The organism is Maritalea sp. YIW29 (genome assembly GCF_057219265.1).
Map to the genome: position 1 here is coordinate 238,850 of NZ_JBXVVF010000001.1, position 18,141 is coordinate 256,990.

At 49.4% G+C, this 18,141-nt stretch carries 17 protein-coding genes; 4 read left to right on the top strand and 13 right to left on the bottom strand.

Translation table 11 applies throughout. The features are described 5' to 3' along the window. Positions 1-2: 2 nt before the first annotated feature. The 3 genes from AC2D8L_RS01195 to AC2D8L_RS01205 form a co-directional block, all read right to left on the bottom strand. Positions 3-1,226, bottom strand: a complete 1,224-nt coding sequence (locus AC2D8L_RS01195) for an aminotransferase class V-fold PLP-dependent enzyme (RefSeq protein WP_484683625.1) — start codon at positions 1,224-1,226, stop codon at positions 3-5. Positions 1,227-1,416: 190 nt separating this feature from the next. Next, positions 1,417-2,022 carry a Spy/CpxP family protein refolding chaperone gene (locus AC2D8L_RS01200; protein ID WP_484683626.1) on the bottom strand — a complete coding sequence of 202 codons (606 nt, stop codon included), beginning with the start codon at positions 2,020-2,022 and terminating at the stop codon, positions 1,417-1,419. Between the two features lie 250 nt (positions 2,023-2,272). Continuing rightward, positions 2,273-2,512 carry a hypothetical protein gene (locus AC2D8L_RS01205; RefSeq protein WP_484683627.1) on the bottom strand — a complete coding sequence of 80 codons (240 nt, stop codon included), beginning with the start codon at positions 2,510-2,512 and terminating at the stop codon, positions 2,273-2,275. Between the two features lie 205 nt (positions 2,513-2,717). Between AC2D8L_RS01205 and AC2D8L_RS01210 the strand changes: the two genes are divergently transcribed. Next, complete coding sequence (locus AC2D8L_RS01210; protein WP_484683628.1) at positions 2,718-3,917, top strand: pyridoxal phosphate-dependent aminotransferase; 1,200 nt, start codon at positions 2,718-2,720, stop codon at positions 3,915-3,917. A 44-nt stretch (positions 3,918-3,961) separates the two neighbouring features. Here the strand turns inward: AC2D8L_RS01210 and AC2D8L_RS01215 are convergent, their stop codons facing one another. Together AC2D8L_RS01215 and AC2D8L_RS01220 are read right to left on the bottom strand one after the other, a co-directional pair. After that, complete coding sequence (locus tag AC2D8L_RS01215) at positions 3,962-4,906, bottom strand: nucleoside hydrolase (protein WP_484683629.1); 945 nt, start codon at positions 4,904-4,906, stop codon at positions 3,962-3,964. Continuing rightward, a complete protein-coding gene (locus AC2D8L_RS01220) occupies positions 4,903-5,778 on the bottom strand; it encodes a ribokinase (protein WP_484683630.1) in 876 nt (291 codons plus the stop codon). Before AC2D8L_RS01220 ends, AC2D8L_RS01215 begins: the two co-directional genes overlap by 4 nt. A gap of 179 nt (positions 5,779-5,957) precedes the next feature. Between AC2D8L_RS01220 and msrP the strand changes: the two genes are divergently transcribed. Beyond that, complete coding sequence (msrP, locus tag AC2D8L_RS01225; protein ID WP_484683631.1) at positions 5,958-6,926, top strand: protein-methionine-sulfoxide reductase catalytic subunit MsrP; 969 nt, start codon at positions 5,958-5,960, stop codon at positions 6,924-6,926. Positions 6,927-7,978: 1,052 nt separating this feature from the next. Beyond that, positions 7,979-8,632 carry a TetR/AcrR family transcriptional regulator gene (locus AC2D8L_RS01230; RefSeq protein WP_484683632.1) on the top strand — a complete coding sequence of 218 codons (654 nt, stop codon included), beginning with the start codon at positions 7,979-7,981 and terminating at the stop codon, positions 8,630-8,632. A 1-nt stretch (position 8,633) separates the two neighbouring features. Here AC2D8L_RS01230 and AC2D8L_RS01235 read toward each other — a convergent pair whose 3' ends face one another. The 5 genes from AC2D8L_RS01235 to AC2D8L_RS01255 form a co-directional block, all read right to left on the bottom strand. Continuing rightward, the gene (locus AC2D8L_RS01235) at positions 8,634-9,530 is read right to left on the bottom strand and encodes a LysR family transcriptional regulator (RefSeq protein ID WP_484683633.1); all 897 of its coding nucleotides are present in this window, start codon (positions 9,528-9,530) and stop codon (positions 8,634-8,636) included. Next, the gene (trxB, locus tag AC2D8L_RS01240) at positions 9,530-10,483 is read right to left on the bottom strand and encodes a thioredoxin-disulfide reductase (protein WP_484683634.1); all 954 of its coding nucleotides are present in this window, start codon (positions 10,481-10,483) and stop codon (positions 9,530-9,532) included. Before trxB ends, AC2D8L_RS01235 begins: the two co-directional genes overlap by 1 nt. Before the next feature lie 114 nt (positions 10,484-10,597). Continuing rightward, positions 10,598-11,071, bottom strand: a complete 474-nt coding sequence (gene greA, locus AC2D8L_RS01245) for a transcription elongation factor GreA (RefSeq protein ID WP_484683635.1) — start codon at positions 11,069-11,071, stop codon at positions 10,598-10,600. 209 nt (positions 11,072-11,280) lie between these two features. Further along, entirely contained in the window at positions 11,281-11,493 is a 213-nt protein-coding gene (locus AC2D8L_RS01250) for a cold-shock protein (protein WP_484683636.1), read from the bottom strand. Positions 11,494-11,712: 219 nt separating this feature from the next. Then, on the bottom strand, positions 11,713-12,141 hold the full coding sequence (locus AC2D8L_RS01255; RefSeq protein ID WP_484683637.1) for an RrF2 family transcriptional regulator: 429 nt from the start codon (positions 12,139-12,141) through the stop codon (positions 11,713-11,715). 100 nt (positions 12,142-12,241) lie between these two features. On the opposite strand from AC2D8L_RS01255, the gene AC2D8L_RS01260 reads away from it, so the two are divergent. Further along, a complete protein-coding gene (locus AC2D8L_RS01260) occupies positions 12,242-12,688 on the top strand; it encodes a group III truncated hemoglobin (RefSeq protein WP_484683638.1) in 447 nt (148 codons plus the stop codon). A 64-nt stretch (positions 12,689-12,752) separates the two neighbouring features. Here AC2D8L_RS01260 and carB read toward each other — a convergent pair whose 3' ends face one another. The 3 genes from carB to AC2D8L_RS01275 all read right to left on the bottom strand — a co-directional run bounded on the left by carB (position 12,753) and on the right by AC2D8L_RS01275 (position 17,874). Next, positions 12,753-16,064 (bottom strand): carbamoyl-phosphate synthase large subunit, encoded by a 3,312-nt coding sequence (gene carB / locus AC2D8L_RS01265; RefSeq protein ID WP_484683639.1) that lies wholly within the window; start codon positions 16,062-16,064, stop codon positions 12,753-12,755. A gap of 155 nt (positions 16,065-16,219) precedes the next feature. After that, on the bottom strand, positions 16,220-17,113 hold the full coding sequence (gene yddG / locus AC2D8L_RS01270) for an aromatic amino acid exporter YddG (protein WP_484683640.1): 894 nt from the start codon (positions 17,111-17,113) through the stop codon (positions 16,220-16,222). Between the two features lie 164 nt (positions 17,114-17,277). Beyond that, a complete protein-coding gene (locus AC2D8L_RS01275) occupies positions 17,278-17,874 on the bottom strand; it encodes a glutathione S-transferase N-terminal domain-containing protein (RefSeq protein WP_484683641.1) in 597 nt (198 codons plus the stop codon). Between the last annotated feature and the right edge of the window lie 267 nt (positions 17,875-18,141).

Consider the following 18,141-nt stretch of genomic DNA (forward strand, 5'->3'; position numbering starts at 1 on the left):
AACTATAAGACTTGGTCGAGCGCTTTGATCAGCTGATCGATTTCTTCTTGGCTGGTATAATGGACAAATGACATGCGCAAAACGCCGTGGTCAAGGCCCAAATTCATGGCCTCAATCAACCGATATGCATAAAAGTGACCGCCACTTGCCATGATTTTGTGCTCGACCAACTCTTCGGCCAATTCAAGTCCAGGGCGATTGCAGTGGATTGACACGGTGGGCACGCGATCTGCAGCAGTTGCAGGACCGATAATGCGCACATCATTGCGCCCACGCAGATATGCGAGCAGTGGTTCGATCAGCGCTGTTTCTTGCTCGCGAATTTTCTCAGAAGTTGCCCGGTAGGGGTCTGCCGCGTCGTGCGTGCCAGCAATTTGTGCCAGCGCATCGAAATAGTCGACAATGCCGTTACATGCCGCGATTTGGGCATGATCTGGGCCAGCAGGCACAAGCCGTTTGCCCAAAATATCCGCGTTGAAAAAATGACCTTGATTGGGCAATTTACGCGCGAGATCAGGGTCGACGACCATGACGCCCTGATGCGGGCCATATGTCTTATAGGTGGAGAACAAATAGATATCGACGCCCAAATCAGTGATATCTGGTAAAGTATGCGGGGCATAGGCGACGCCATCTACAACTGTTACTGCGCCAACGGAATGCACGATTTCGCAGATCTTTTTGACCGGGTTGATGTGGCCGACAATGTTCGAACAATGGGGGAAGGTGACAAGTTTCACTTTGTCATCGAGCAACTCAACCAAACTGTCCAGCTCAAGTTCTGCAGTCTGATTGTTGACCTGCCATTCACGTACTTCGACGCCGATTTTTTCCAGTTTACGGAACGCGCCTGTGTTCGCCTCGTGGCACTGGTTGGTGACAATAATCGCGTCGCCTGCGGTCAACATTTCGCTGAATGCGTTGCCCAAAGTGTAGGTGTTTGCGGTGGTCGACGGGCCGATATGAATGGCATCTACATGGACATTGAGCGCTTTTGCAAGTCGGGCATGCGCACTGTCCATTTCCGCACCTGCTTCTTTTGAAGCGGGGTAGGCGTTGTAGGGCTGCAATTTATGCGCGGTATAGTAATGGTTGTAATGATCAATGACATGCTGGGCCATATAAGAGCCGCCAGCGTTTTCAAAGAAGGCCCATCCTTTAAGGCCGCTCTGTTCGAACGCAGGAAAGTTGGCGCGAACCGCCTTTGTGTCTAATGGCAATGTCATGATCATCGTCCCGAAAATTGGTTGAACCATATTGGTAGCTTGCCGATTTGATGGGAGCAAGACAAATAAATGCCCCAACTGTTGGAGACAGTTGAAGCATTTGAATTTGGGGAACAGCATCATCCAATAAGCATGGAATTGGGAGTTGCCGGGCGACGGGGGCACGTCGCCCGGCAGTGGCTAGTCAGGATTAGCCATTTGATGGGGCAGGGGCACTATTGCCCTGAGGGCCACGAGGGCCGTCACCTTTTTGACCTTTACCAAACTGACCACGTTTTCCCTTCATGCCTTTTTTGCCGCCCATTTTGTCCATTTGGGCTTTTTGTTCGTCGGTTAGGCTTTCATAGAAGTTCTCAAACGCTGGCATGACGATGTTCATGCTTTCAAGTTGCAATTCCATCATTGCGGTGCGGTGCTTCAACTTGTCAGCGGCGCCTTCAGGCTTCTCAGCTTTTAGCGGTGCACATGCTTCGCCAAAGTTTGTTTGTGCTGTCAGCGCAGCTGTTTTTAGGTCTTCAAATGCAGGGCGTTGATCGTCCGTTAGCTCGATGCGAATTGCCAAGATTTCGAGTTTCTTTTCAACATTCTCAGCGCCATCTGTAGAACAGATGCTGCCCAAGAAAGAATGTCCACCGCGAATTGGACGGTATTGACCTTTGCCTTTTCGTTCCTGCTTTTGCTCTTTGGCTGCGTTTGCATTGCCGCTGTCTTGAGCTAATGCAGCAGGTGCCAATGCACTGATTGACATTGTGCCGATTAGTGTTGCTGCAAGTGCGAGTGCTGAAATCTTTTTCATTTTATTTTCCTTTGCCCGACCAATTGGGCGTTTTGGGTTTGGCGTCTGATCGAGATTGAAGATAGGGGAAGTCACGTTGCCTAAAGTTTTCCGTGAAATGAACAATTGGTAAGATTGGAAAGGATTGAAATTTCGCACAAAAAAAGACCGATGCGGGTAAGGCATCGGCCAAGTTTTTCGGGGGTGTGCTTTCCTATGGAGTTAGTCCGGCCGGAAAGCGGGGCAGGATGGAGGTAAGTACTTTTACGGCCTAGCGTTGCGTGTTGCGAACGCGAATTGGTTTGAACTTAGAACGCGTGGTGTGTCGCCACACACCAACAATAATGGCAGAGCAAAGGGCAAGTGTTGGCAAGATGATTCCCAGCGCAATTGCGCTTGTGTTTTCTTGCGTGGCAGCAAATGCGGGGCTAACGACCAGGAGAATTGCAAAAACGGTGGCCAGTGAGCCAGCAACATAATGGAGTTTGTTTTTTGCTGTATTTTGTTTCATCTCGGATCGTCCTTTGATCGCTTGTTCTCTCGATGATGCCAAAATGAACGAGAGATGCGGTGAGAGTTGGTCCGAAATTGGGTCTTTTGCGTTCAAAAGTCGGGCAAGTTTGTGGCAAGACCATCATTCCAAAAAGCAACTTGCCAAAAGAAGGTGAACTTGATTTTATCGGTTTTGTTGAACCCAACCAAAGACATATAGCACCATGAATATGATTTCTGACGCGCTTAAGCGCGTGAAACCATCTGCGAGCATGAACATTTCAGCAATCGCCCTCGAAAAGCGGGCGGCTGGTGTAGATGTGATTCCAATGAGTGCAGGCGAGCCGGACTTTGACACGCCAGCGCACATCAAGGATGCTGCCAAACGCGCACTCGATGCCGGGAATACGAAATACACGGCCGTTGATGGTATTCCAGAACTCAAGGCCGCGATTGCTGCAAAGTTTAAGCGCGAAAATAATTTGGACGTTGATCCAAAAGATTGCGTTGTTGCGACTGGTGGCAAGCAGATTATCTACAATGCGATGGTTGCAACGCTTAATCCGGGTGATGAGGTCGTTGTGCCCGCGCCCTATTGGGTTTCGTATCCAGAAATGGTTCGGTTGACTGGTGCCACGCCAATTATCATTGAGGCTGGAGCAGAGGCCGGGTTCAAAATTACGCCAGCACAGTTGGAACAGGCAATTACCGATAAAACCAAGTGGCTGCTTTTGAATTCGCCTGGCAATCCGACTGGGGCGGTCTATTCAAAAGATGAATTGATGGCCTTGGCAGAAATTTTGTGCGCGCGTCCGCATGTTTATATTTTGATGGATGATATTTATGAGCATCTAACTTATGGCGGCACGTTTTATACGATGGCGCAGGTTGCACCTGATTTGGCAGATCGAACAGTCACGATGAATGGTGTTTCAAAAGCCTATTCGATGACTGGCTGGCGGATTGGTTATTGTACTGGGCCGGCCTGGTTGCTCAAGGCGATGTCTAAATTGCAGGGGCAATCAACTTCTAATCCTTGTTCTATTGCACAATGGGCGGCTGTTGAAGCGCTGAACGGCGATCAGAGCTTTCTTGCTGAATGGCGCGAAATTTTCAAAGAACGTCGGGACTATTTGGTTGAGCGTCTCAACAAAATTGATGGAATTGAGTGTCTGGTGCCTGAGGGCGCGTTTTATGTCTATCCGTCCTGCGCTGGATTGCTAGGCAAGACGACGCAGGGTGGGCGGCTTTTAGAAAGTGACGAAGACGTCGCGATGGCGCTTTTGGACGAGATGGATGTGGCAACCGTTCACGGCGGCGCTTATGGGGTGTCGCCACACTTCCGCGTTTCATATGCCGTATCGAAGGACGATATTGGCAAAGCCTGCGATCGGTTCGAGGTTTTTGTCGCTGGATTAAGCTAGAATTGGTGTGCGGGTTCCAGCTTGGAACCCGCCTTCTTGTTCATCTATCTTGCTGCGCGACGGACGTCTGCTTTTTTGAGCGTTGAAAGGAAAATGTCTTTCACGCTTGGGCCGTCAATACCAAGGCATACTTTCACCGCTTTTGTGCTTTTCTCCGGTGCCGACATGGTATTGCCGACCTGCTCGCCGTCCAAAATTGTATTTAGCGGTACTTCTTTTATCGTAAAGAGTTCGGGGTCTGTAATTGCGATTACTGCAGCGGGGTCGTGCAAATAGCAGCCATTTACGCCAACCTGTTTGGTGTAGAAGTTGATGTAATAGTCCGACACCTGCTCCAAGAACTTGCCGATTTTTGGTGATGACTTCGTCACTTCGCGGAAGTCGTTCATGTCGCAAATCACAGAATGGGTGACGTCTAGGCCGACAAGTGTCACATCCCAGTCCGCATCAAACACGACTTGAGCTGCGTGTGGGTCATTCCAAATATTTGCTTCGGCGAAAGAGGTAACATTGCCCGGTGCTTCCACTGCGCCACCCATAATCACAACATTCTTGGCGTTATTTGCGATCTCAGGGTCGAGTTGTAGGGCAAGTGCCAAATTGGTCAGCGGGCCGACGGCGCAAATGGTGATTTCGCCGGGATTAGCTTTTGTCACTTCGCACAAATATTGTGCTGCGGAACGAGGGTCTTTTTCCCGTGATACAGATTGGGGCGGCACATCGCCGAAACCTTCGACACCATGCACAAAATCAGCGTGTGGATTTGGGGTGATCGTTAGCGGGGTTGGTGACCCTTCTGCGACCGGAATGTTCACACCAGCTAAATCTGTAAGATGAATTGCATTTCGCGTTGCAGTTTTCACAGGAACGTTGCCAAAAATTGTTGTTAGGCCAACAACCTCAATACGTTCATCGGCAAATGCGTGGTGCAATGCCATTGCGTCATCAATACCCGGATCGGTGTCGATAATGATTTTGTGCAGGGTCATGATTGGTTCTCCAGGAATTCAAAAACTTCTAAAATTGGGGGGATTGCATCCGCCGCGCCGGGCCGGGTGACCTGAATGGCAGCGGCCGCGCTTGCGATTTTTAATGCTGTTTCAGGGGTGTCGCCCAGATCAAGACGCGCGAGGAAGTAGCCGGTGAATGTATCGCCAGCGCCGGTGGTGTCGATGGCATCCACTTTAAACGAGCTTACGTCATATTGCTGGTCGCCCTGCTTATATGAGGCGCCTTTGCTGCCTTTGGTGACCAAAATGCGATCAACGGGTAGTTGGTCCACTGACATGTTTAATGTTTCTGCAAGTTGAGCGGCTTCAATTTCATTTACGGCAATCAGGTCAACGTGCTCGATCATCTTTGCAGCGATCTCGGCATCAAATGGAGCGGCGGCATAAGCGACTTTTATGCCATTTTGCTTGGCGGTCTTTGCTGCTTCAACAATCATGTTGGTTTCGTTTTGCAGCAACAGCAAGTCATCTGAATTCGCTTGTTCGAGTGCGGCATCAATCTGAGCTTGCGTAAGTGTTTCATTTGCCCCGCCATGAATAACGATGGTGTTTTCGCCTTCATTGTCGACATAGATCACTGCATGACCGGATGCGCCGTCATCTGTGAGCGTATGTTGGATATTCACGCCACTGTCCGCGAGTTTTTGTTTCGCCCACAAACCATCTTCCCCAATGCGGCCAACATGTGCCACATCGCCACCTGCCAATGCTATTGCGATAGATTGGTTCGCGCCCTTGCCGCCAAGCCCTGCGCTGTAAGAAAGATTGCGCAATGTTTCGCCGGCTGCTGGGAAGTGGGGGACACGGTGAACATAGTCAATATTGATCGATCCGATATTGATAATGGGCATGAATTCACCTCGTTGCGATTAAAGTTTTGGTTTCATACAGATATTTTATCAATTGGTCAAAAAATATCTTTTGCTGCTGTGCCAGTTCTACCCACTCACGGGGAATTTACAAATGCTCAGTTGCATGTGAGCGAAATGTTTAGTCTGGTTTGACTAGAAAATTGGTCAGGAGGGCGAAAATGCTCATCAAGAAGAAGAAAAGTTGGGAAATTGCTGAGCGGGAGGCAACGCCCGAGAGTGCCTATTTCAACCGACGCCAAATAATGGCGGGTGCTGGCGCCATCGGGTTGGCTGGCGCATTTGGCACGGTCAACGGCGCATTTGCGGCCACAGAAGATGATCGCCTTGCCATCAACGCCCCGCGGAATGAAGCTTATCAGCTCGATCGAGAATTGACGCCTGAAGATATCAACCTCAACTACAACAATTTTTACGAGTTTGGCTCCCACAAGGAAATCGCTCGTGATGCGCAGGCGCTGGAGCCTCGCCCTTGGGAAATCACCATTGATGGGATGGTGGACAATCCTACAAAAATTGATGTTGATGAGTTGATCGGCAAAATGGCGGTTGAAGAACGCCTCTATCGCCATCGTTGTGTTGAAGCTTGGTCGATGACGGTGCCGTGGATCGGGTTTCCGTTTGCAAAGCTTGTGGAAATGGCCGGACCGCAATCAGGCGCTAAATATATCCGCATGGAGACGTTTAATGATCCAAATGTGGCTCGTGGCATCAAAACCCAACCTTGGTATCCATGGCCGTATGTCGAAGGCCTAACAATTGAAGAAGCGCAAAACGACTTGGCCTTCTTGGTTGTTGGCGCGTACGGCAAGCAGGTTGCGGACCAAATGGGCGCGCCGCTTCGGTTGGCCTTGCCTTGGAAATATGGATTTAAGTCAATCAAATCGATTGTGAAATTCACCTTCACCGACGAACGTCCGGTTAGCTTCTGGGAACAGCTCCAAGATCGCGAATATGCGTTTTGGGCCAATGTGAACCCCGAGGTGCCTCATCCGCGCTGGACGCAGGCGACTGAGCGAGTGTTGCATACGGGTGAACGAGTTCCAACATTGAAGTTCAATGGTTATGAAGAACAAGTAGCAGGGCTTTATACAGACATGCAAGATCTAGGTGATCTGCTTTATCGTTAAAAACGTATCTAAATAGTCCATCCTCCAAGCCTCGCGCCGATGAAATCCTTTCATCGGCGTTTTTTGTTTTTGCCCGCAAAACTTAATGTGGCCCATGTTTCCACCAGCAGCAATTTTCAATTGCGCAAAAAAAAGACCCCACCAATAAGGCGGGGTCTGAATAAGAGGCAGACATCGAGGGAGGAGGGACGGTGTCTGCCGTACGCGAGTTGACTTCGAGGGAGGAGGGACGTCATCAACTCGTTACCGACCTTATATGGTGCGGCATGGCAAATTAACAAGCGTATAGATCGCATATTTGCTATGCGTCAAACGCATGGCGCCATTTGTTGCCCCTTGTTTTTTCACAATCCTTTGCAAAAAATTGTGACAAGCCCTGCCAAATTAGCATGACTGGTTACAATTGGTATGCAAATGGACGCGTTTGCTCTTCTCACAAAAAAAGGCTCCGTCGGGAGGAGACGGAGCCTTTGAATAAGTGAGGCAGACATCGAGGGAGGAGGGACGGTGTCTGCCGTCTGCCGAGTTGACTTCGAGGGAGGAGGATACGTCATCAACTCGTATGAATGCTATATGCGCCTTCACCGTAAATTCCACAATAGACATGTTTGCATGCTAGATATGCAGAATTTGCATGGGTGTGATGACGCAAAAAAAAGGCTCTATCCGCAAGGACAGAGCCAGAAGAATTAGAGGAAAACTCTAACAAGGAGGGAACAACATCAGAGTTGAGGGAGGAGGAACAACTCAGTCTGCTTTTCTTGCGCCGTATATGATGGTGTATTTACTGTTTGGCAACCATGCTGAACACATGCCGGATATGTGTTTTATGCATGGCTTGCGAAAAATCGAATAATAACAATAGATTAAGCCGAGCGAGTGGTTTCAAAATTATGCATACCTTGGGATGCATGCAGCCCATGGCGGCCGCAACTGCCGTCTTGACGCGTCTCAAAATGTAAAGTGGTTCGCCACTTCGGAGGTCAATTACAAGTCTTGACACCGTCAAGATAGTTGCTAGTTTGCCAAACTGGATCAAAGATTGTGGACATATGAGCAAAAAAGACAGCAAATACCACCATGGCGATTTGCGCAAAGCGATGCTGGATGCGGCCGGGCAGATCTTGGCAGAAGAAGGTTTGCAAGCATTGACGCTTCGGGCGTGTGCGCGCCGGGCTGGTGTGTCGCATGCGGCGCCGGCACATCACTTCGATGGGCTTACAGGACTGCGCACCGCGATTGCTGCTCAAAGCTTTCATATGATTGCGGGGATTGCTGAAAACCTACTCAAACAATCTATAAGCGAAACAAGCGTGTTGTTGCAAAAACTCGCGATGGCATACGCTGAATTTGCGAAATTGAACCCGGAACGATTTCGTTTGATGTTTCGGCGTGACTTGCTGGATATCGATGATGTTGATTTATGCGACGCAGAAACTCACGCCTATACCGGTTTGATTTCGGTTGTGCACATCCTGCGTGGCGAAGAAATGTCACCGATTGAAGATTTTCGGGAAGGTCGGTTGCCCAAGCAGCTCTATATGGATGTCGCCCTCTATTGGAGTGCATTGCATGGCTTTGCGCATCTAAATATCGAAAATCAACTTGTTGGCTATGATCAGATTATGGGCGTCGACAATTTTGAGGAATTTGTTTGGGGGAATTTTTCAAATAGGCTTCTTGGTGTGCCTGTTAAAAAGATTTGACCTAGAATTCCCAACCGCGGGCTTTTGACACAAGGAAGTCACGGAAAACGCCAACGCGCTTTGAGTTCTTCAGGGCCGGGGGATAAACGAAATAGGTTTCGAACTCTGGTTTATCAACCGTATCAAGGATACGCACCAGCGAGGATTCATCCTCAGTGATATAATCGGGTAGCATCGCAATGCCGATACCTTCTCGACAGGCTTGCATCATGCCATAAATGGCATTGACCCGAAGGGCCGGGATACGCGGCTTGCTTTCGGCGCGTCCGATTGTTTCAAGGTAATTTACGTCACCCAAATAAGCAGGGCTTGGGTTGCCAAATGTGATGATCTTGTGATTGTCGATGTCGCTGACATTCTCGGGAATGCCGTGCTGTTCCAAATAGCTGGAAGATGCATAGAAGTGGAAATGCACGGTGAAGAGTTTGCGCTGGATCAGTTCAGACTGATTAGGCCGGTGAAGACGGATGGCCACATCTGCCTCACGCATGGCCAGATCAAGCTCGGAATCGTTGAGTTTCATTTCCAGCTGAATTGTTGGGTAGCGCTCCAAAAACTCGTTGATCCGCGAAGTTAGCCATGTTGAGCCGAACCCAACTGTTGTCGTGACCAGCAGTGGGCCGGTGGGTTGGTCCCGTGTTTCGCTCATTTGAGCTTCAACCGATTGCAACTCCCAGGCCATCCGGTGCGCAGTGCGGAACAGTTGCTCACCTACTTCTGTCATCACAAGGCCACGGGCATGGCGGATGAACAGTTTAAGCCCCAACCCATCTTCTAGTGAAGAGATTTGACGGGACACTGCGGATTGGCTCATGCCTAAACGTTCACCAGCGTGGGTGAAGCTACCGGCTTCGGCAACTATGTGGAAAATCCGCAGCCTGTCCCAATCAATGCTCATTACTCAGCCGCTTCCGCTACATCGAGTTCAGCGATGTATTTTTCAGCTTCTAGTGCGGCCATGCAGCCCATGCCAGCGGCAGTGACGGCTTGGCGATAAATGTCATCAGTGACATCGCCTGCAGCATATACGCCAGGGATGTTCGTCGCAGTACTGTCTGGCTTAGTGACCAGATAGTTGCCGTGTTTCATTTCAAGCTTGCCATCAAATAGGCTTGTGGCAGGTGCGTGGCCAATTGCAACGAAAATGCCATCGACATCTTTTTCGATGATCTCACCGGTATTTCGGTTTTTAAGCTTCGCGCCGGTCACGGACTTTGGAATGCCTGAAGTGCCAAGAACTTCGACCAGTTCTGTGTCCCACATAACGTCTATTTTTTCATTTGCGAATAGGCGTTTTTGCAGAATTTTTTCTGAACGCAGCTCGTCGCGGCGGTGAACCAATGTTACCTTTGAAGCGAAATTGGTGAGGAAAAGGGCCTCTTCAACTGCTGTGTTGCCGCCGCCAATAACCAGCACTTCTTTCTCTTTGTAGAAGAACCCGTCGCATGTTGCGCAGGCAGATACACCAAAGCCTTGGAATTCTTGCTCTGATGGAATGCCCAGCCATTTCGCTTGTGCGCCAGTAGCGATGATCAGTGCATCACATGTGTAAATGGTGCCGCTATCGCCGGTCAGTTCAAATGGGAGCTTTTCCATGTCGACATTGACGATAATGTCAGAGACAATTTTGGTGCCAACATGCGCGGCTTGGGCTTTCATTTGCTCCATTAGCCAAGGGCCCTGGACCATGTCAGCAAAGCCGGGGTAGTTTTCTACCTCAGTGGTGATGGTGAGTTGGCCACCAGGCTGTATGCCTTGAATAATTACAGGCTCAAGCATGGCGCGCGCAGCGTAAATTGCTGCAGAGTAACCTGCTGGGCCGGAGCCGATGATCATGACGGGTGCGTGCATTTTCGCATACCTTGAAAAAGTGACTTAGACGATTTCTACTTAGTTTAGGTATGCGAAGCGCATGATACAAGACTGAACAGAATTGGCCCACATAAACGTGAACCAATGTCAGTGTTAAATGTAGCTAACTTTCAAAATCTCATAGGACTTTGAACCGCCTGGGGCGGAAACTTCGATACTGTCGCCTTCTTCTTTACCAATGAGCGCCCGCGCGATTGGTGACGAAAGCGAAATCCGGCCAGCGCCTGCGTCAGCTTCGGGGTTGCCCACGATTTGGTAGGTTTTCTCGTCTTCGGTATCTTCATCGACCAATTCAACGGTGGCGCCAAATTTTACGGTGTCGCCGCTCAGCTTGGTCACATCGATAACTTCGGCGAGCGCCATAATAGACTCTAGCTCTTGGATGCGCCCTTCATTGAGGCTTTGTTGCTCTTTGGCTGCATGGTATTCTGCGTTTTCAGACAGGTCGCCATGCGCGCGGGCTTCGGAAATTGCAGCGATGATGTTTGGTCGTTCAGTCGAAGATCGATGAGCGAGCTCTTCGTTCAACATCTTATGGCCAGCAATTGTCATTGGGATCTTTTCCATTATGTCCCGCCCTTTCAATCTTGTCGTTATGTTGCATCGCAATAAAAAACCGGCCCCAAAATTTTACAATTGGAGACCGACAGCATGCAAAAACCAGCATAGCCGCAAATCTGCCTTGTGCTAAGGAAAATGTGCGGCTATCGAATTTGTTGCGTTTTGCTACTCAGCGGTTGAAGCTGGGTGCAAAGCAGAAGAACGTGCCGATTGGCTTAGTCTTCAACTGTTAGTTCGCCAGCAGAGAATTTGCCAGAACGCTTGTCCTGAACCAATTCGTAGCCAACTTTTTGGTTTTCAGCCAAAGAAGAAAGACCTGATTGTTCAACTGCAGAAATGTGAACAAACACGTCGTTGCCACCGTCGTTTGGTTGAATAAAGCCGTAACCCTTTTGGGTGTTAAACCACTTAACTGTACCTGAAGGCATGAAAATTTCCTTTCGTGAAATACTGCCGCAATTCTTGGTTCTAAAGCTTGAGAACCGGATTTAGATCGATGTTGGTAGAAACGTAGCATTCACGGAGGTAGCTCCGGCCAGGTCGTTCGGCCAATATTCGACGGTAGAAATATAGAATTGAATCGTTCAAAATTCAAGCCAGTAAAAATACTTTAAACTAAGATTTTCAAATTCGATGACTTATATGTGTCAATTCAATGATGGAGGCAGTATAGAATTATCTTTTATTACATCCCCAATCGTTTTATTGCGCAGATGCTCAATAAATATCAATTTTGCCTCAGTAAAGAACGAGGTGAGTGAACAGTAACCGGCGAATACACACTTACAGTTTTCTTTATTCAAACATTCCACAATCGCAAATCCGGGCTCCGTATGCTCAACGATTTCTGCAATTGTGAGTGATTTCGCCTTTGGATTGAGCGAAACACCGCCATTTTTGCCCCGCACCGATAGTAATATTTCGGCCGAAGTCAGATTGTGCGCAATCTTCATAAGGTGGTTTTTGGAGATCTGTAGTTTTTGTGCGATCTGAGCAATTGTGCGTTTTTGCGGTGCGATGGCGCCCAGATACATGATGAGCCTGAGTGCGTAGTCTGTTTGGCTTGTTAGGTGCACTTATTGTCTCACTTTTGATTATTGAGTGCGTTCGATATTGCAGTTTTCGGTAATTCGATTAAAGATGCATTTTGTATACATCTTTTAAGGTCATGGTTCAATGGACAAAACTTTTGCTGAAGTTCATCGAGAAAACTACCGCCTGCAGGCAAATGGTTATGGCATTGATGAAGCCTTTGTTTCGCTGTTGGTTGAAAGTTTTTATGAGAAAGTGCGGGCAGATAAAGATCTGGGCCCGATTTTTGATGGCGTGATTGGGGACAATTGGCCGACCCATATGGCAAAGATGAAACAGTTTTGGGGCGCGATAGCCCTAAAAACAGGTGAATATCACGGACGACCAATGCCGGCACATATGAAGCTGAAGCAGGTCGAGAAATGGCATTTTGATTTGTGGCTAAAGCTCTTTGCGCAAAATTTAGATGAAATTGCGCCGTCGCCCGAGGCGAAGAACTTTTTCAACGCACGGGCGCAAAATATAGCCCGTAGTTTGATGACCGGTATGTTTTATGATCCGGCACAAGATATGAAGGAACTTCGAACTTAACGGCACAAGGTTTGTGCAAGGAAAATTAGGCGCGCGCAGCGCCTAATTTTGTTTGGTGAGTTCACTAAGCGGCGAAATGGTCTTGGACCGAGGTCACCGTAAGCGTGTCGTTCGAATATGATACAATGCCTTCAACAGCGGCGATTGCGCCCGCAATCGTGGTGTAATAAGGAATTTTGTTCAGCAAGGCAGTTCGGCGCAAGTCTCGGCTATCTTTGAGCGCTTGTTGTCCAGCCGTCGTGTTGATGACCAGCTGAACTTCGCCATTTTTCATTGCATCAACGATGTGAGGTCGGCCTTCAAGGACTTTGTTGACCTTCTCACAGTTCACGCCATTTTCTGTCAAATATCGTTTAGTGCCGCTGGTTGCGATGACCGTGAAGCCGACGCCTTCAAGCAGCTTAATCGACGGCAATATGTTGGCTTTGTCTTCGTCGCGGATCGAGACGAAGACTGTCCCAGACTTCGGCACTTTAGTGCCGCCGCCGAGTTGGCTTTTGGCAAAAGCAACACCGAAGCTTGAATCTAGCCCGATGACTTCACCGGTTGAGCGCATCTCTGGGCCCAAGATCGTATCAACGCCAGGGAAGCGTGCGAATGGGAACACAGCCTCTTTGACGGCAATGTGCTTGAGTTTGGTCTCTTGAAGATTAAACGAGCTTAGTTTTTCGCCGCCCATAATCCGCGCAGCAATTTTTGCAATTGGGCTACCAATTACTTTAGCAACAAATGGCACCGTACGTGACGCTCTTGGGTTCACTTCGAGCACATAAAGTGTGCCGTCCTTTAGCGCAAACTGGATGTTCATTAGGCCCACAACGTTCAGAGCGAGTGCCAATTCGTGTGCTTGGCGTTTGATTTCGACGATTGTGTCATCATCAAGGTTGCGCGAAGGAAGTGAGCAAGCGCTGTCGCCGGAGTGCACGCCAGCTTCTTCAATATGTTCCATGATGCCCGCAACAAATACGTCGGTGCCATCACATAAAGCGTCAACGTCAATTTCAATCGCGCCGCCCAAATAGCTATCAAATAGCAATGGGTTGGTGGCCAACACGGAGTTAATTTGTCCGGTTTTGTCGTTTGGATATTTCTGGCGGATATGGGGTGGCACCAACTCGGTGAGGGTGCTTTGTACATAATCCTCAAACTCGTCTGAATTGTTGGCGATGGCCATAGCCCGGCCACCCAAAACAAATGACGGACGGATCACTAGCGGATAGGAAATATCTTCAGCAACCATACGAGACTGCTCAAGCGAATAGGCGATGCCGTTGCGTGGCTGGGTCAGCTCCAATTCATGCAGCAGTTTTTGGAATTGGTTGCGGTCTTCAGCCAAATCGATAGCTTCAGGCTGTGTGCCCAAAATCGGAATGCCAGCGCGTTTGATTGAGTTAGCCAGTGCAAGTGGTGTTTGCCCGCCAAATTGAACGATGACCCCTTCAAGAGTGCCATTCTTTTGCTCGGTGTGCAGAATTTCCAACACATCTTCTTTGGTCAACGGATCAAAATAGAGGCGATCAGACGTGTCATAATCGGTTGAAACCGTCTCAGGGTTACAGTTCACCATGATGGTTTCATAACCAGCTTCAGACAGAGCGAAAGCTGCATGACAACAGCAATAGTCAAACTCGATACCTTGGCCAATGCGGTTTGGTCCGCCGCCCAAAATGACAATTTTTTTCTTGTCGGTTGGCCGTGCTTCGTCAGCTGGCTCGCCGGCGAACGGTGTTTCATATGTCGAATACATATAGGCGGTAGGGGACGCGAATTCAGCAGCGCAGGTGTCGATGCGTTTATAAACCGGATGAACGTCCAACTTATCGCGCAGGGCTTTAATTTCGCGTGGTTTCTTGCCGCTCAGGTCGGCAAGGCGCGTATCTGCGAAACCCATGGACTTGAGTTTGCGCAATTGCTGCGCATTGTCGGGCAGGCCATGCTCGACAACTTTGGCTTCCATATCAACGATGCCGCGAATTTGTTCAATGACCCAAGGGTCAAACTGGCAAGCATTGTGAATAAATTCATCATCGAACCCAAGGCGCATGGCATCCGCGATGACCAAAATTCGATCCGGTGTTGCGCGGGCAAGGGCAGCGCGCACAGCGTTTTTGTCGTCGCCTTCGCCTGTGCCTTCAATACCCACTTCATTAAAGCCGGTTAGGCCAGTTTCAAGCGAGCGAAGTGCTTTTTGCATGCTTTCTTGGAACGTTCTGCCGATTGCCATCGCTTCGCCAACCGATTTCATCGCTGTCGTTAGACGATTGTCGGCACCCGGGAATTTTTCGAATGCAAAACGTGGGATTTTGGTGACGACATAGTCGATAGATGGTTCAAACGATGCTGGTGTTGCGCCGCCAGTAATGTCGTTTTCCAACTCGTCCAGCGTATAGCCGACCGCCAAGCGGGCAGCGACTTTGGCGATTGGGAAGCCGGTTGCCTTTGAGGCCAAAGCGGAAGAACGAGAAACACGCGGGTTCATCTCGATCACGATAAGACGACCATCTTTCGGGTTTACCGAGAACTGTACGTTTGAGCCGCCGGTTTCAACACCAATCTCGCGCAATACAGCCAATGAGGCGTCGCGCATGATTTGATATTCCTTATCCGTCAGGGTGAGGGCTGGCGCCACGGTGATACTGTCACCCGTATGCACGCCCATCGGATCGATATTTTCGATTGAACAGATAATGATGCAGTTGTCGTTCTTGTCGCGCACCACTTCCATCTCATATTCTTTCCAACCAATGATGCTTTCTTCAACAAGCACTTCATTGGTTGGAGAGGCATCGATGCCGCCTTCAATGATTGAGATATATTCTTCGCGGTTATATGCCACGCCGCCGCCGGTGCCACCCATGGTGAATGACGGGCGGATGATGGCAGGCAAGCCAACAAATTCTAGTGCTTCTAGCGCTTCGGTTAGATTGTGCGCCAGCATCGACTTTGGCGTTTCCAAGCCGATTTTGTCCATTGCAGAACGGAACAAATCCCGATCTTCTGCTTTGTCGATTGCTTCAGCCGTCGCGCCGATCATTTCGACGTTGAATTCGTCCAACACACCCATTTTGCGCAGCGATAGCGCGCAGTTCAGGGCTGTTTGGCCGCCCATGGTTGGTAACAGCGCATCGGGACGCTCTTTTTCGATGATTTTGGCCACAACTTCTGGCGTGATCGGTTCCATGTAGGTCGCGTCAGCCAAGTCTGGATCTGTCATGATCGTCGCTGGGTTCGAGTTAACCAGAATAATTCGGTAACCCTCTTCCTTCAGCGCTTTACAGGCCTGGGTGCCTGAATAGTCGAATTCACATGCTTGACCAATAATAATTGGCCCAGCGCCGATGATCAGGATGGAGGAAATATCTTCGCGTTTGGGCATATTATCAACTCTCAGCAGGCCGAACATCGGCGCAAGTGGTGCGCGTACAATGTGGCGATTCTTCTCATGTATGGCTGAGTGCGCGTTTTATGGCCAAAATGGGCGAAGGGGAACCCCAAAATGCAAAGAAAATGGTTCTTTGGAAACAATAATCCTCAGTTTTGAGGTTTGGTGGCCTTTTGACGGGCGAAAATCATGTCTTTTGAGGCAATGACCGCGCCTAGAGTGATCAGTAAACACGCAGCGCCGATTGCCCAGGTGAATTGAGCGAAGCCGAACACGATCAGGATGAGCGTTGAAAGAAGAGGAGCTGCATATGAGGCCGCGCCCAAAATTTGGATGTCGCCATGCTTCACCCCGCGATCCCACACATAAAAGGCCAGTCCTAAGGGGCCAAGACCCAAACCAATTACTGCGATCCATTGTGATAGGCCTTGTGGCCAGACGGTTGTTTCCCACAAAAGATGACCGCCAAGCGAAAGCACAGCCGTGGCGGCGCAGAAGCCGGTAACTGCATCGGTTGGCACATTGGCAAATCGGCGCGACAGTACCGAGTAGGCTGACCATGAAAGGGCGCTCAATAGGGCCATAAAGTAGCCAAATGTAAATTCTGACTTAAAGGCGAAGCCTTGGCCGCCCGTAACAATCAAGCCCGCGCCGCCCAGCCCGAGTATGCAACCAACGACATGCTGCCATTTGAGTTTTTCGCCGGGCAAGAGCGAGGAGAACAACACTATGAGCAATGGCCAGAGATAACCGATCAGGCTCGCGTCGATTGTTGGTGCGTTACGCAAGGCAGTAAAATAGAAAAAGTGATAACCGAACAGGCCGGCTATACCCAAAACCCAAGCCAAAACAGGCTGGCGAAGTTTCTTGATGGCCGAAGGATCGCGTACACATTTGCTCATGCCCACAAGCGTGCCAAACCCAAATGCCATAGCGTTGAGCTGAAATGGTGGAATTTCACCACTAGCCGCCGTGCAAAGCGCCAAGAATGACCATAACAGAATTGCTATGGAGCCGATCAATGTGGATGTTGTGCGTGTCATGCGCTGCCTTGGCCATCTGATTTCAATCCACCAGAAAGCTTAGTTTTCGGTTTTTTGCAAGTAGGCATTCGGGTCAAGATGGGTTCCATCAACGCGGGATGAAATTTTGTGCTCTTAAATGAGCCGCGTGCAGGGAGAAGGGGACGATGTCCCCGACTTGATTATTACTTCGGCATGGTCTGTTGCATTGACGGCCGTTTGGAAAATTCGTCGAACCAACTTTGCAATTCTGCATGCGGCGCAAAATAATTGCGATCTCCAAGTCGGAACTCTAGATATCCAATTGTTGCGCCAAGTGCGATTTTGGCGGTGGAGATGTCGCCTTTAATGTCGTTCAATTCACCGGCCAACAATGCCAGCGACCGTTCAATCGCCGCGTGCCAGCGTTTTTGCCAATATTCAGATTGTTGTTCCTGAGGCTTTCTTCCATCGATCACAAGGTTCACCGCACTATCTAGGATACCATCGCACAAGGCTTCGTGGCGGCGCATGGCCCAGTGGGTATCGCCTTGTTTGGGCATTAGCGGTTCGCCGCCGCCGATTTCGTCTAGGTATGCGCAGATAATGGGGCTATCAAATAGCGTTTTGTCGTCGCCATAGGCAAGGCAGGGGATTTTGCCGAGCGGGTTAATGTGAGAGAATTTGTCGGTTTCCTCATATGGATTGACCAGCACCTCTTCGAGCGATGAGATGTTTTTCTCGATCGCTGTAATGCGGCATTTTCGGGCAAATGGGGAAGCGTGGGCGAATATAAGTTTCATGATGTGCCTAATGTTAAACAAATTCAGGATTTTGCAGTCGATAGAAGAAGAGCTGATTGAGATATTCAAGACCAATATCGATATAGAAGGCGAGAAAATTGTCCAATTCCCCAATGATGGCCAACGCAATCAAACAAGTGAAAAATACGGTCGCCGTTGCGATTTTGAGATTGTGGAAACTGTCGCCCCGATAATAGCCTGCCTCGTCATATTCGGCGCGAAAACGCGATCGAAGAAATTGTAGCCGCCACTCACAATCATGTCCAA